Genomic DNA, 13,032 nt, shown 5'->3' with positions numbered 1-13,032 from the left:
CGTGCTGAGATGGCCGAGACCGACCGGACGCCCCTCGCGGTGTTCGAACGTCACGAGTCGAACGTACGCAGCTACTGCCGCGACTTCCCGGTGGTCTTCGAACGAGCCGCCGGACACCATCTGTGGGACACCTCGGGGCGCCGCTACGTGGATCTGCTGTGCGGGGCCGGCTCGCTCAACTACGGCCACAACCCGCCCGAGATCGTCGAACGGGTGACGGCCTACCTCACGGCCGGCGGCCCGGTGCAGTCGCTCGACCTGCACACCACGGCCAAGGCCGACTTCCTGGAGCGGTTCACCAGCCGCGTCCTTCAGCCGCGCGGCCTTGGCGACCACGTCGTCCAGTTCCCCGGACCGGCTGGCACACTCGCCGTCGAGGCCGCCCTGAAACTGGCCCGCAAGGTCACCGGGCGCACCGAGGTGATCGCCTTCACCGGAGGCTTCCACGGCGCGTCCCTCGGCGCCCTCGCCGCCACGACCTCCCCGCTGCTGCGCGGCGCGGCGGGCGTACCCCTGACCGACGTCACGATCCTCCCGTACGGCGACGCGGCCGAGCCCGATCCGTTCGCCGCCCTGGAACACGCCCTCGGCCAGGGCGCGGTGACGCCCCCGCCGGCCGCGGTCCTCCTTGAGACGGTGCAGGGTGAGGGCGGACTGCACACCGCTCCCCGCGCGTGGCTGGCCCGGATCCGTGAACTCGCCGACGCCACCGGTGCGTTGGTCATCGTGGACGACATCCAGGCGGGCTGCGGACGCACCGGTACCTTCTTCAGCTTCGAGGACGCCCCCGAACTCCGCCCCGACCTGGTCTGCCTGTCCAAGTCCCTCAGCGGAATGGGGCTGCCGATGGCGGCGCTGTTGATCCGGCGCGAGATCGACCGTTGGGCCCCCGGCGAGCACAACGGCACGTTCCGTGGCCACAACCTCGCCTTCGTGGCGGGCTCCGCGGCACTGGACCACTGGACCGACCCGCACTTCACCGACCACGTCGCCGAACTGGCCGCCGCGATCCGCACCAGCCTCGCGGGCATCACCGACGCCCTCCCCGTGGGTGCCGCCGAAGCCGTCGGCAAGGGAGCGATGAGCGGACTGAGATTCCCCGACCCCGGGACGGCCGAGCGGATTCGGGAGGCGTTGTTCCGCGCCGGCATCGTCACCGAGACCTCGGGGTCGGGGCATGTACTGAAGCTCCTGCCACCCCTGACGATCTCCCTCACCGAGTGGAAGGAAGTGGCGGACACCTTGGGCGACACCGTCCAGGCACTCGCCACGGCGTAGTCACCCGACGCCCTCCCGACGCCCTGGAGACGAACCGAGCCGCAAGGTCCCGGACGTCCCCGGGGTAGGCGTGCGTTCAGCCCGCTACGGTGGAGACCGCCTGGTCACCCGGCTGCCGGACGTGGTGAAGGCCGAGCGCCGCCCCCGTCCCGACGACGGTGGCGGCGACCGCGAACGAACGCGGCTGCGACCTCTACCAGGCGAAGGCCTCCGGAGACGGTCCCGGTCCCGGGAAGATCTCGTCCAGCCCGGCCAGTAGTTCCTCGCTCAGATCCAACTCGACGGCGCGCAGCGCGGATTCGAGCTGCTCCGCCGTGCGCGGGCCGACGATCGGGCCGGTCACACCAGGTCGGGTGAGCAGCCAGGCCAGGGCGGCCTCTCCGGGCTCCAGACCGTGCTTCTCGAGCAGATCCTCGTACGCCTGGATCTTCGCGTGCACCTCAGGGCCGGACATGGCGCCGGCGGCTCGCCCCTCGCTGCGCCGACCCCCCTCGACCTGCTTCTTCAGCACGCCGCCGAGCGCACCACCGTGCAACGGCGACCACGGGATGACCCCTAGGCCGTACTCCTGTGCGGCCGGGATGACCTCCATCTCGGCGCGGCGCTCGTAGAGGTTGTACAGGCACTGCTCGCTCACCAGGCCGATGGTGCCGCCGCGACGGGCGGCGATCTCGTTGGCCTGGGCGATCTTGTAGCCCGGGAAGTTGGAGGACCCGACGTAGAGGATCTTCCCCTGCTGGACCAGTACGTCGATGGCCTGCCAGATCTCCTCGAACGGCGTGTCCCGGTCGACGTGGTGGAACTGGTAGACGTCTATGTGGTCGGTCTGGAGCCGCTTGAGCGACGCGTCCACGGCGCGCCGGATGTTCAGTGCCGACAGCTTCTCGTGGTTGGGCCACACCGCGCCCTCCGGGCCCATACCGGCGTACACCTTGGTGGCGAGGACGACCTTGTCGCGCCGCTCGCCGCCCTTCGCGAACCAGTTGCCGATGATGCTTTCGGTACGGCCCTTGTGCTCGCCCCCGCCGTACATGTTCGCCGTGTCGAAGAAGTTGATGCCCGCGCCCAGCGCCGCGTCCATGATCGCGTGGCTGTCGGCCTCGTCGGTCCGCGGACCGAAGTTCATGGTGCCGAGGACGAGTCGGCTGACCTTGAGGCCCGTGCGTCCAAGTTGCGTGTACTTCATGGCCTGCACGCTAGTCGCGTGGAGTGCGCTCTAGGCAAGGGCGCATTTCCGCGTTCCGCACCGCACTGACAGGCCCTGCCCCGCAACCGGTCACCGAGACCCGTCACCGGCGATGCGAAGCCCCGTCGAACTCGGGGCAGGAGGGCCAGGCACCGAAGACGGTCCGCATGACGTGGGCGGGGGACCGCAGGACCGCCGTCGGACAGCGGCGGCTCTTCGACCTCGCCGCTTGCGGCGAGGTGCTCGACACCTGCCGTCGTGGCCCTGGGCCTCCAGTTCGTTGGACATGCCGCCGTCCAGGACGAGGGGGCCGGCGGCCAGGGCGTCGCGGAAGGTCGTCACAGCACTCTCGTCACGAAGTCGCGGGTACGGGGGTGTTCGGGCTCGGCCAGGACGCGGGAGGGCGGTCCGGACTCCAGGACCCGGCCGTCGTCGAAGACGATCTCGTCGGCGACCTCGCGGGCGAACCCCAACTCGTGGGTGACGACGAGCATCGTCATGCCGTCGGCGGCGAGGCCGCGCACGACGTCCAGGACCTCACCGACCAGTTCCGGGTCGAGTGCCGAGGTCGGCTCGTCGAACAGCATGAGCTTCGGCCGCATGGCCAACGCGCGGGCGATGGCAACCCGTTGCTGCTGGCCGCCGGAGAGCTGGGCGGGGTAGGCGTCATGCCGGTCGGCCGGTCCGACCCGGTCGAGGAGCGCCAGCGCCTCCTTGGTGACCTCGGCGCGGGGGCGGCCCACGCCGGCCGGTCCCTCGGCGACGTTGGCGAGGGCCGTCAGGTGCGGGAAGAGGTGGAAGCGCTGGAAGACCATGCCGATGTCACGGCGCTGCCGGGCCAGGTCACGGCGGCGCAGTTCACGCAGGCCGTCCCGGTACGGCTCGTACCCGATCGGTTCGCCGTACACCAGGATCCGGCCGCCGTCGGGCCGCTCCAGACGGTTCACACACCGCAGGAAGGTGGACTTCCCCGACCCGGAGGGCCCGATCACACACGTGACCGTCCCGCGCGCTACGGAGAGGTCGATTCCGCGCAGCACTTCACGCCCGGCGAAGGACTTGCGGACACCTGTGGCCTCGATCATCATCGGCTGCCGCCCTTCGCGAAGTGCCGTTCGAGGTAGTGCTGGCCGATGTTCAGCAGGGTCGTGACGGCCAGGTACCAGATGCTGGCGACGATCAGCAGCGGGATCGTCTGGTAGGTGCGGGAGTAGACGATCTGCACGGAGTACAGCAGCTCCGCGTAGGCCAGCACGCTCACCAGGGAGGTCGTCTTGAGCATGGAGATGGTCTCGTTGCCGACCGGCGGGATGATCACCCGCATCGCCTGCGGCAGGACGATCCGGCGCAGCGTCCTGGCCCGCGACAGGCCCAGCGCGTCCGCCGCCTCCCACTGCCCGGCGTCGGCCGAGCCGATCCCGGCCCGGATGATCTCGGCGAGATAGGCGGCCTCGTTGAGGCCGAGACCGAGCAGGGCCGCGGTGAAGGTCGTGATGACGGAGTTCGCGGAGACGTCACCGATCGCCGGCAGCAGGGGCAGGTGCAGGTGCAGCGTCGGGTACAGCGCGGAGATGAAGCCCCGGAAGAGCAGCTGGACGAGGAGCGGGGTGCCCCGGAACAACCAGATGTACGCCCAGCTGACGCTCCGAGCGACGCGGTTGTCCGACAGCCGCATGAGCGCCAGCGCGATACCGAGCACGAGCCCGATCGCCATGGCGGCGGCGGTGAGCTCCAGGGTGGTCAACAGACCTGTCATCACGGTCCGGCTGAACAGCCAGGCGCCGACCGTGTCCCAGCCGAAGCGCCGGTTGGTGATCAGTGACTGGAGCAGGCTCGCGGCCAGGAGCACGACGACGAGGGTCAGCACCCACTGGCCCGGCCTCGGCCGCGACGGCCAGCAGATCCACCCCGGCACGGAACTCGTTCCCGTCCCGGGCGAGTGTCCCGGTGCCGACCAGATCCCGCAGCAACCGCGACGCCTGCCCCTTGTCCAGCCCGCTCTCCTCCGCCAGCCGGACCACCCCGGGTCCTCCTCGGCTGTCGAGCTCCCCCCGGACCACCCGTTCCACCAGCCCGAGCCCCCTGGGCAGTGCACCCGTCGCCACGTCCATGCGCCGGATGCTACAGATTCCCGCGAAGACCGCGGGCACCAGGACCGAGGCGATCACCGAAGAGCCCGATCACATGGAGGGCGAGCTGCGCCGCGGCCATCCGGCTCGACGCCCCCATCAGCGGTCGTGACGTCTATGCGGGGTGACGGTGGCCGGCGCCTGGCATGGCCCGCGATCTCGCAGCCAAGATCCCCGACATCGGCATCCCCGAGAGCCTGGTCGCCGAGGTGCAACCCGACCATGACGCCGGTGTGGCCGCAGCGTGCGAACAGGTCCTGAAGCGAAGCGGCTCGTGCGCGAGAAGCGGGAGCCGATCGACTTCGAACGCGGCCGTGCCCAACTGGCCCACATGCTCGGCGGCGGAGTCGGCCTGTCGCAACTCCCGCTGGACGCGCTGCTGCCGGAGAGCCTGCTACCCGACGCGGCGTCGGTCAACCGCCGTCGCGGCCGGGTCGACATCTTCACCGGTTACGCGCGGCAGGGCTACACGCTGCGGGAACTCATCACCGCGGCACAGGACACCGGACACTGGGCGGCCGCGGGAACCCCCGAGCAACTCGCCGACGCCATCGAGGAACGCTTCCGTGCAGGCGTCCTGGACGTGATCTCCCTGGGCGACCTCACGGACCCACGCCAGCACGACTTCGTCGTCGACGGCCTCCTGCACGAGCTGCGCAAACGCAAGATCGTCGCCGCCGACTGCACCGGCACCACGCTCCGCGAGAACCTCGGACTCGAACTGCCGGCTCGCGACACAGCACCCGTCCGGGTCTGACCCGATCCGCGCCCGGGACCGGCCGGGCCCGGGCCCGGATCGCAGCTTCACCGAACCCCAACTACTGTGCACAGAAGCTTCGTTGACACCGGCTGGACGACGTGCTTGCATCGCGTCATGCTTTCGCCGGAGCCTCTGACCCGTCGCCGCGCCGTGGACCTTGTCCGGGTGGCCGCCGCGCTGTGTCGGTTCCCCGGCTGATCGGTTTCCTCCCCGGGTTCCCCTCTTCGGCGGCCCTGTCGCGCACGCACCGTCGGATTCCGTCTCCGCGGGCCTGCCCAGGACCCTCCCCGCGAGTCGGCTGCCGTGCTCCGCCCGACTCCCTTTCCCCATCCACCCAGCCAGGACCGCCGCAACTACGTGTGGAACAACAACCCTGACACCGCCACCCTCGGCAATGATCACGGCCGCTTCATCGACGACGAGTTCCGGGGCCGCGATCGTGACCACTGCCCACGGTGACGCCTGCCGCTGTCACCACCGCCCACCGGGAGCGGTCGGCTGCCCCTGCCATCCGCCCACGTACGTGACGCGACGGAGCGTCAGACCCGCAACGGCCCGGCGCGGCGCCGTCGTTCGGTGCGTCCCTCAGCGTCCGTGGGGAATTTCTCCGCCGTACCCCTTCTGTTGGCCGGCTCTGGCTACCTTCGCCTCGCCCGGTCCGGTACAGGAGAGGTACATCCATGAGCACGCCGATCCACCGCACCTCGACACGGCAGTCCGCAGCGGGCCCGGCGTCGGCCCGGCGCCGCGAGGGGGGAGTCAGGACCGGGAGTACGTCCGCACGCCCGCTGGAGCGGGCTTTGCTGGAGATGCAGTCCCGCGCCGGCAACCGGGCCACGGCTGCGGTGGTGCAGCGCGTCCGGGACGCCGAGAGCGGGAATGCGGCGGCGAACGGTGACGCGGCCCCCGGAGCGAAGAAGAAGGACTACCGCGACCGGATCGCCGCGCTCCTCGACAGGTTCAAGAAGAACCTCGAACCCATCGACACCTTCATCAAGGGCTTCCAGACCCCCACCAATGCGGCCTTCACCCAACAGGCCGCCGTCGCGACCAATGATGGCCTCAAGCACTCCGCCGCCGCCTCGGGGACCTCCGCAGCGTCGGGCAACCTCCTCACAGAGGCCGCCGGCACCGTGGTCAATGGCATGGACGCCTACAAGAACATGAAGGATGCCAAGAAGCACGAGACCGGGGCCGACCACCACAAGGCCAAGAAGAAGGCCAAGACCAAAGGGGTCGACACGGTCGTCGGCGCCGCCAGTTCGGGAAGCTACGGCGCTGCCATCGCCAAGGAGGCGACCAAGATCCAGAAGGCGGCGGACGCCGCGGTGGCATCCGAGGCGAGCGGTATCGCCAGCGCGTCCATCGGCGCGATCAAAGGCGTGCGATCCGCCTTTCGCGTCGGGGGAGCAGCCAACAAGTACAAGCAGGTCAAAAAGCTGGGAGATCCCCATCTCGTCCAGGCGGGGTCACTGGCTCGGCTGAACGAATCGCACGAGCAGGCCGGCTGGGCCGCAGCGGAGGCATACGCCGCGCTGGACACCTACTGGAAGCATGAGGGCCCGGGACAACTGGAGGCCGTTTCCGAGGCCATCGACGCCGCCTGGGAGGCGATGGGTGAAGCCCGTGACGCTGCCGAGAACCTCCAGCACGCCGAAGACGACGTGGAAAAGCTGAGCAAGGTGCAGCAGTACGCGAAGAAGAAGCAGCTCACCAAGATCGGCAAGGAGACAGCCGGCGGCGGGGGCGAATCGTTCAAGGCCGCAGCCGGCGTCGTGACGGCGGTCGCGGCGGGAACGGTCGGGCTGGCGAGCAACCCGGTCGGATGGGGCCTCGCCGGGGCCGGGGCCGGTCTTGTCCTCGGCGTCACCATGTACAAGGCGCTCCGCGCCGCCACGAAGCGCTACGAAGAGGTCCACCACCCCGAGCGCTGGGCGCCGCAGGGCGAGACCCCGGCGGAGGCCGCCTCCCGCACGGAGTCGCTGAAACACGCGATGAAGTTCTGGAAGAAGGTGTCGAAGGGCGAACGCCAGGCCATGGCGCGCGAGATCTACGCCCTGGCGGCCGGCCCGGATATCTCCGGGAACACCACGGCCGAGATGCGGGAGTCCGCCAGGTCCCTGCTCATCGCCCTCAAATCCGGCCCCGCCAAGCACAAGCTGGAACCGGACGCGTGGGCCGAGACCCTCAACGACCCAGCGAAGACCTCCGGTTGGATCGCGGAGATTGCGGAGCAGTTGGCCTCGGGGTGACCTCTTGCGTTGCACCACCCGCCACACCGGCGACGGCGGCCCCGCAGAGTCCTGGTGCGCGCGCAGTACCGTGGAGTCGACGCTCACCAACTCCAGGCCGACCAGCCCACGTCCGGCCGCCTCCGCGATCAACGCGTCCATCACCCCCTGGAACACTCCGGCCCTGGCCCAACTGCTGAACCGGGAGTGCACCGTGGACCAGGACTCGTACCGGGCGTTGTGGACAGCGAGGTCAGGACATCGCGGCCCCTGTGGTGGCATCGCGTGTGTTGGTGAGAAAACGGGTGGCGGGCAGGCTTCCGTCGGAGCCGCGTGGGGCGGTCGTCGTCGTGGAGCCGGTGAGGCGCAGGACGGCAGTGGTCCAGCCCGGCTGGTCCCAGGAGTCGCCGGTGTGCCGGGCCCTGTTTCCCAGCCAGCCGTCGGGATGGTTCGCCAGGGCGAGGTTGTGCTCGAGTGTCGCCGCCGAGTGGACGAAGGCGAAGCCCGCCGCCCCGTTGCGGTAGGCCGTGTTGCGGGTCAGCCGGGGGGTTCCGCTGTCGCCGACCTCGGTGAATCCGAAGCCGGCGTTGTCCCAGGCCGCACTGTTGGTGACGGTCTGGACGGCCGGGTTCGCCTGGTCGGTCGTACCGCCACCGCCGCCGAGTTTGAAGCCGCTGCCGCCGCCGGAGAAGTCCGTGATGCCCCAGTGGTTGACGCCGTTGCCGAACGACCAGGTGCGCTCGACGGCCACGGCACCGGTGAAGCCGCTGACGTCCGTGCCGTCGCCGGAGTTGTCGTACGTCCGGCAGCCCTGGACCCGGTTGCCCGTGCCCGAGCCGTCCCGGAACACCAGGCCGTCGGCGTACCCGCCGCTTGAACCGGACTCGTGGTTGTCGAAGAAGTCGCTGTCGAGCACGAGGTTGTCGTTCGTTCCGGCGCCGTGGAACAGAAGACCGATCCGGCCGTTGCCGTGGACGCTGAGCCGGGCGAGGACGACGTCGTGGCAGGACGCGCAGGCGTACGCGATGTCGGGGGCGTTGACGATCTCCAGCCCCCGCACGGTGAGATACGCGCCGCTCTGGACGACGAACGGGGTGCCGGCCGAGAACCTGGCACCATCGAACAGGGGCCGTTCGTCACGGTAGTTGCTCACCGTGATCCGACGGTCCGCCGTGCCGGAGGTCTTGAGGGCCATCGTCCCGGCCGGTCGATACGTCCCTCCGCGCACGGCGACCGTCTGGCCGGGCCGGGTCGCGGAGAGGGCCCGGGTCACCGTGGCGAACGGCCGGGCAAGGGTGCCCGGATTCGTGTCGTCACCGTCGGGGGCGACATAGTGGTCGGCGGTCGCTAGGCCGGAGTAGGTGTGGGCGTCGGCGGCCGGGGTGGTGGCCGGAGCGGTCGGTGAGGCGGCGGGGGACGGGGAGGCGGATGCGGGGGCCGCCGGGCCGGGGTCGTGCGCGGTGCTCGCGCCCGGGGCCGGGGCCGGGGCGGGGGCCGCGGCTCGCGGAGCCGGAGTGGCGTCCGGCAGGTACTGATGGATCCCGATCCCGATGCCGGTGACCGCGACCAGTGTCGCGGTGGCGCCGACGGCCACGGCGGACTTGGCCGGCATCCGGCCCACGACGTGCTGCACGGCACGCCACAGCGAGGCCAACGCCCCCGATGTCAGCCCGTGTTGGCCGACGAGGCCGGGGATTCCCGCCGCCAGCGCGGCCGGGACCGCCAGCCCGCTGAGCCGGATCGGCACGTCGTCGATCGAGCTCCGGTGACCGACCGCAGCCTGGCAGCGCGGGCACTCCCGCACGTGTCGGCTGAGCCTGGTCAGGACCCGTGCTCCGGGCGCGGCCGGGCCGCCTGTCGTCAGCGAGGTGAGGTCGGCGCACCGCGGTCGGGCCCGCCACGCGGCCAGTACGCCGACGGCGAGTTCGAGCTTGGCCTTCATCCGCTGGATGCGCACGGCGGTGTGCGGGACGGTCAGGTCCAGCGCGGCGGCGACCTCGGCGCGACTCAACTGGCCGGCGGTCTCCTGCCACCACAGTGCCATCGTCCGGCGTTCCTCGTCGCTGAGCCAGCGGCCGGCTTCCAGCAGGTCACTGCCCGCGCGGGCCAACGCGCGCCGGTCGACGGTGAGTTCGGCGAACTCGGCGGAGGCGTCCGGGATGTCGCCGGTCTCGGGCAGGGACGTCTGATGGACCGTGGAGGCCTTGCGGCGGCGCCCGTGGTCGTACATCTGGCGGACGGCGATGGCCACGAGCCAGCCCCGGAACCGTTCGGGTTCCCGCAGCCGGGGGAGCGCTCGCAGTGCGCGCAGCATGGTCTCCTGGACGACGTCGTCCACGTCCGGGTGGCCGTGCAGTCCGCGCCCGACCACGTTGTAGACCAGGGGCAGATACTCCTGGAACAGGGCGGACCGGGCGGCGGCGTCACCGGAGCGGGCGGCCTCGACCAGCTCGGTTCCCGACCACCGCACCGCTGTGTCCGCCGCCGTCGGCGGCGCGGCAGCCTCGTACACGTTTTCCTCACAGAGTCGTTCCTCGGCGGAGGCGGTCATGATGGCACGCGCTGCCGGGGAGTCAAGATCCAGTCCCGGCGGACGAGGACGTGAAATTCGTGTGTGGGTTCCTGTTATGGCTCGTGCTGGTGGGCCGTCTCCGAAACGACAGCGGAGAAAGGAACCGAGGAAACATGTACCTCAGACGCGGCAAGCGGGCCCGAAGCAAGCGACCCCGGTGGCGCATCGCGGCACCCGTCGGTGTGGCGGCCCTCGTCGTCCTGGGCGGTGTCGCGACGGCGGCCAACGTCGTCGGGGGCTCCGGCGGCGACCAGGCGACCGGCGTCAAGGCGGGCACGTACACCCTGGCGGTCGCGAAGAGCGGACTGTGCCTGGACCTCGTCGGGGGCGGTTCGTTCCCCGGCACGCAGGTCCAGCAGTGGGGCTGTGCTCCTGGGCAGGGAAACCAGAAGTGGACCTTGGTGGACCGGGGATCGGGCCGGTTCGCCGTCAAGTCCGTGGCCGGCGGGCTGTGTCTCGACGTCACCGGTGGCTCCACGGCCTCCGGGACCCGTCTCCAGCAGTGGGGCTGCGGGAACGACCAGGCCAACCAGCTGTGGAAGCTGACGCCGACGCGGGACAACACGTACCAGATCGTCAACGTCGGCAACGGCCTGTGCGTCAGTGACGCGGGGGCGAGCACCGCGCCCGGCGCCGCCGTCATCCAGGAGACCTGCTCCACCAACAGCAACAAGCGCTGGTCGCTTACCCCGGTCGCCGCCGCCTCCTCGACCTCGACCTCGTCCTCGAACACCGCGCAGTCGCCCGCCACTTCGGGTACGACCATCACTGTGGCGGCCGACGGCAGCGGCGACGCGACCACCGTCCAGGCGGCGATCGACAAGGTCCCGGTCAACAACACCAAGCCGGTGACCGTCGCGATCAAGAAGGGCACCTACCGGGGCGTCTTCACCGTCCCGGGCAACAAGCCCTTCGTGACGCTCAAGGGCCTCGGGTCCGCCGCCTCCGACGTCGTGCTGGTCCAGAACCACGGGGCCGGCACCAAGAAGGCGGACGGGACGACGTACGGAACCTCCGGCAGCGCGACCGCGTTCGTCGACGGCCACGACTTCTCGGCCTCGAACCTGACCTTCTCCAACGACTTCGACACCGGGACCAACAGCACCGGCCAGGCGGTCGCCCTGAGCCTCTCCGCCGACCGCGCGGTCCTCACGAACGTACGGATACTCGGCCACCAGGACACCCTGCTGGTCAACAACTCCGCGCGGGCCTACTTCCTGAAGTCCTATGTCGAGGGCACCGTCGACTTCATATTCGGCGGCGGGATCGCTGTGTTCGACCAGAACGAGATCCACCAGGTGGGCAGCGGCGGTTACCTCACCGCGGCCAGCACACCGGCGGAACGCGCCTACGGCTACCTCTTCTACAAGTCGAACATCACCGGGCCCACCGCCACGAAGACCGGCAGCCTCGGCCGCCCGTGGCGTCAGGGAGCGCAGGTCCTCTACCGCGAGTCCACCCTCGGGTCGTTCGTCAACACGGGTAAGCCGTGGAGCGACATGTCCGACTCGGTCTGGACGAAGGCCCGCTTCACGGAGTACAAGAACACCGGCGCCGGGGCGACGGTCAACGCCAACCGGCCGCAGTTGAGCGACTCCCAGGCGGCGAACTACACCCCGGCCAAGTACCTGGCCGGCTCGGACGGCTGGAACCCGATCGCGACAGCGACCGCCGGCACCTCTACGGGGACGACCACGCCGACCACCGGCACAGCGACCGGTACGGTCTGCAAGCCCACGGCCTACGGAGCGAAGGCCGACGGCACCACCAAGGACACCGCCGCCCTGCAGAAGGCGATCAACGCCTGCGCGGGCAAGGGGGGATCCGTCGAGCTGACCAGCGGAAAGTACCTCTCGGGTGCTCTGACCCTGCCCGGCGACCTCACCTTCCGGATCGACTCCGGAGCGACCCTGCTCGCCTCGCAGGACGCGGCCGACTACGCCTCCTCGGGTTCGAAGCTCGCCCCGCTGCTGGCCGGGTCGGGGAAGAACCTCACCATCACCGGTGGGGGCACCATCGACGGCCAGGGCGCCCCGTGGTGGGCGAAGACCAGGGCGGAGAAGGCGGCGGGCCAGACCCTGTCGTCGCGGCCCGGTCTGGTGTCGGTCAACGACGCCTCGAACCTGAGGATCACCGGAATCACGCTCAGGAATGCCCCGAATGTGCACCTCACCCTCAAGAAGGTGACCACGGCCGTCCTCGACAAGCTCACGATCTCGGCGCCCTCGGACTCGCCCAACACCGACGGGATCGACGTGTGGTCGTCCTCGGGCGTCGCGGTGACGGGCAGCACGATCGACGTCGGTGACGACAACATCGCCATCGACTCCTCGACGGCCAACGGGCCCGCCCACGACATCTCGCTGAGCGGCTGCACGATCCTGCACGGCCATGGACTGTCCATCGGCAGCTTCACCGCCGGTGGCATCTACAACATCAACATCCACGACAACACCCTCAAGGGCACCACCGCGGGCGTCCGGATCAAGACCGCACGCGACCGGGGCGGCGAGGTCCACGACATCACGTACAAGAACCTCACGATGACCGACGTGACGACGCCCATCCAGATCGTCGGCTACTACCCGAAGGTCCCCGCGGACGGTGACGCCGCCCAGGCGGTCACCAGCAACACCCCGAACTACCACGACATCACCATCGCCGACATCACCGCGACGGGCGCCAGGGAGGCAGGCCAGATCGTCGGCGTCCCCGAGCGTCCGATCACCGGGCTCACCCTTACCTCGGTCACGATCAGCGCCAAGACCGGCCTGACCGTCCGCAACGCGACGGTGCGCACGAACTCCACCACGGTCAAGCCGGCCTCCGGCTCGGCGTACCTCGTGCAGAGCAGGGCCACCGTCAACTGATCTCAC

At 70.1% G+C, this 13,032-nt stretch carries 9 protein-coding genes and 1 pseudogene; 5 read left to right on the top strand and 5 right to left on the bottom strand.

The genetic code is table 11. From position 1 onward, the window contains the following. The first annotated feature begins 9 nt into the window (after positions 1-9). A complete protein-coding gene (locus tag PV734_RS19560) occupies positions 10-1,278 on the top strand; it encodes a diaminobutyrate--2-oxoglutarate transaminase (RefSeq protein ID WP_319290576.1) in 1,269 nt (422 codons plus the stop codon). 193 nt (positions 1,279-1,471) lie between these two features. Here the strand turns inward: PV734_RS19560 and PV734_RS19555 are convergent, their stop codons facing one another. The 4 genes and pseudogenes from PV734_RS19555 to PV734_RS45845 all read right to left on the bottom strand — a co-directional run. Then, entirely contained in the window at positions 1,472-2,464 is a 993-nt protein-coding gene (locus PV734_RS19555; RefSeq protein ID WP_319097475.1) for an aldo/keto reductase, read from the bottom strand. Between the two features lie 338 nt (positions 2,465-2,802). Next, positions 2,803-3,549, bottom strand: coding sequence for an amino acid ABC transporter ATP-binding protein (locus PV734_RS19550; RefSeq protein WP_319290870.1), 747 nt, complete (start codon positions 3,547-3,549; stop codon positions 2,803-2,805). Continuing rightward, positions 3,549-4,379: an amino acid ABC transporter permease gene (locus PV734_RS19545; RefSeq protein ID WP_319097474.1), complete on the bottom strand. Its 831-nt coding sequence runs from the start codon at positions 4,377-4,379 to the stop codon at positions 3,549-3,551. Before PV734_RS19545 ends, PV734_RS19550 begins: the two co-directional genes overlap by 1 nt. Before the next feature lie 61 nt (positions 4,380-4,440). Beyond that, positions 4,441-4,575 (bottom strand): annotated as a pseudogene (locus PV734_RS45845) (hypothetical protein); the annotation flags it as partial. 292 nt (positions 4,576-4,867) lie between these two features. Here PV734_RS45845 and PV734_RS19540 point away from each other — a divergent pair. The 3 genes from PV734_RS19540 (at position 4,868) to PV734_RS19530 (ending at position 7,605) form a co-directional block, all read left to right on the top strand. Beyond that, positions 4,868-5,350, top strand: coding sequence for a hypothetical protein (locus tag PV734_RS19540; RefSeq protein ID WP_319097473.1), 483 nt, complete (start codon positions 4,868-4,870; stop codon positions 5,348-5,350). A gap of 117 nt (positions 5,351-5,467) precedes the next feature. Further along, positions 5,468-5,551: a putative leader peptide gene (locus PV734_RS45840; RefSeq protein ID WP_415924237.1), complete on the top strand. Its 84-nt coding sequence runs from the start codon at positions 5,468-5,470 to the stop codon at positions 5,549-5,551. Positions 5,552-6,033: 482 nt separating this feature from the next. Next, positions 6,034-7,605, top strand: coding sequence for a hypothetical protein (locus PV734_RS19530; RefSeq protein ID WP_319290575.1), 1,572 nt, complete (start codon positions 6,034-6,036; stop codon positions 7,603-7,605). A gap of 232 nt (positions 7,606-7,837) precedes the next feature. Here the strand turns inward: PV734_RS19530 and PV734_RS19525 are convergent, their stop codons facing one another. Continuing rightward, the gene (locus PV734_RS19525; protein ID WP_319290573.1) at positions 7,838-10,135 is read right to left on the bottom strand and encodes a sigma-70 family RNA polymerase sigma factor; all 2,298 of its coding nucleotides are present in this window, start codon (positions 10,133-10,135) and stop codon (positions 7,838-7,840) included. A 134-nt stretch (positions 10,136-10,269) separates the two neighbouring features. Between PV734_RS19525 and PV734_RS19520 the strand changes: the two genes are divergently transcribed. Next, complete coding sequence (locus tag PV734_RS19520; RefSeq protein ID WP_319290571.1) at positions 10,270-13,026, top strand: pectinesterase family protein; 2,757 nt, start codon at positions 10,270-10,272, stop codon at positions 13,024-13,026. The last annotated feature ends 6 nt before the right edge of the window (positions 13,027-13,032 follow it).

It is taken from the genome of Streptomyces sp. AK08-02 (assembly GCF_033795085.1).
GTDB lineage: Bacteria > Actinomycetota > Actinomycetes > Streptomycetales > Streptomycetaceae > Streptomyces > Streptomyces echiniscabiei.
This window is presented reverse-complemented; position numbering and strand designations above follow the sequence as displayed.

What these genes read in the sequence shown, in the direction of transcription:
- PV734_RS19560 (WP_319290576.1), top strand. Translation starts at nt 10, where the DNA reads ATGGCCGAGACCGACCGGACGCCCCTCGCGGTGTTCGAACGTCACGAG.
- PV734_RS19555 (WP_319097475.1), bottom strand. Translation starts at nt 2,464, where the DNA reads ATGAAGTACACGCAACTTGGACGCACGGGCCTCAAGGTCAGCCGACTC.
- PV734_RS19550 (WP_319290870.1), bottom strand. Translation starts at nt 3,549, where the DNA reads ATGATCGAGGCCACAGGTGTCCGCAAGTCCTTCGCCGGGCGTGAAGTG.
- PV734_RS45840 (WP_415924237.1), top strand. Translation starts at nt 5,468, where the DNA reads ATGCTTTCGCCGGAGCCTCTGACCCGTCGCCGCGCCGTGGACCTTGTC.
- PV734_RS19530 (WP_319290575.1), top strand. Translation starts at nt 6,034, where the DNA reads ATGAGCACGCCGATCCACCGCACCTCGACACGGCAGTCCGCAGCGGGC.
- PV734_RS19525 (WP_319290573.1), bottom strand. Translation starts at nt 10,135, where the DNA reads ATGACCGCCTCCGCCGAGGAACGACTCTGTGAGGAAAACGTGTACGAG.
- PV734_RS19520 (WP_319290571.1), top strand. Translation starts at nt 10,270, where the DNA reads ATGTACCTCAGACGCGGCAAGCGGGCCCGAAGCAAGCGACCCCGGTGG.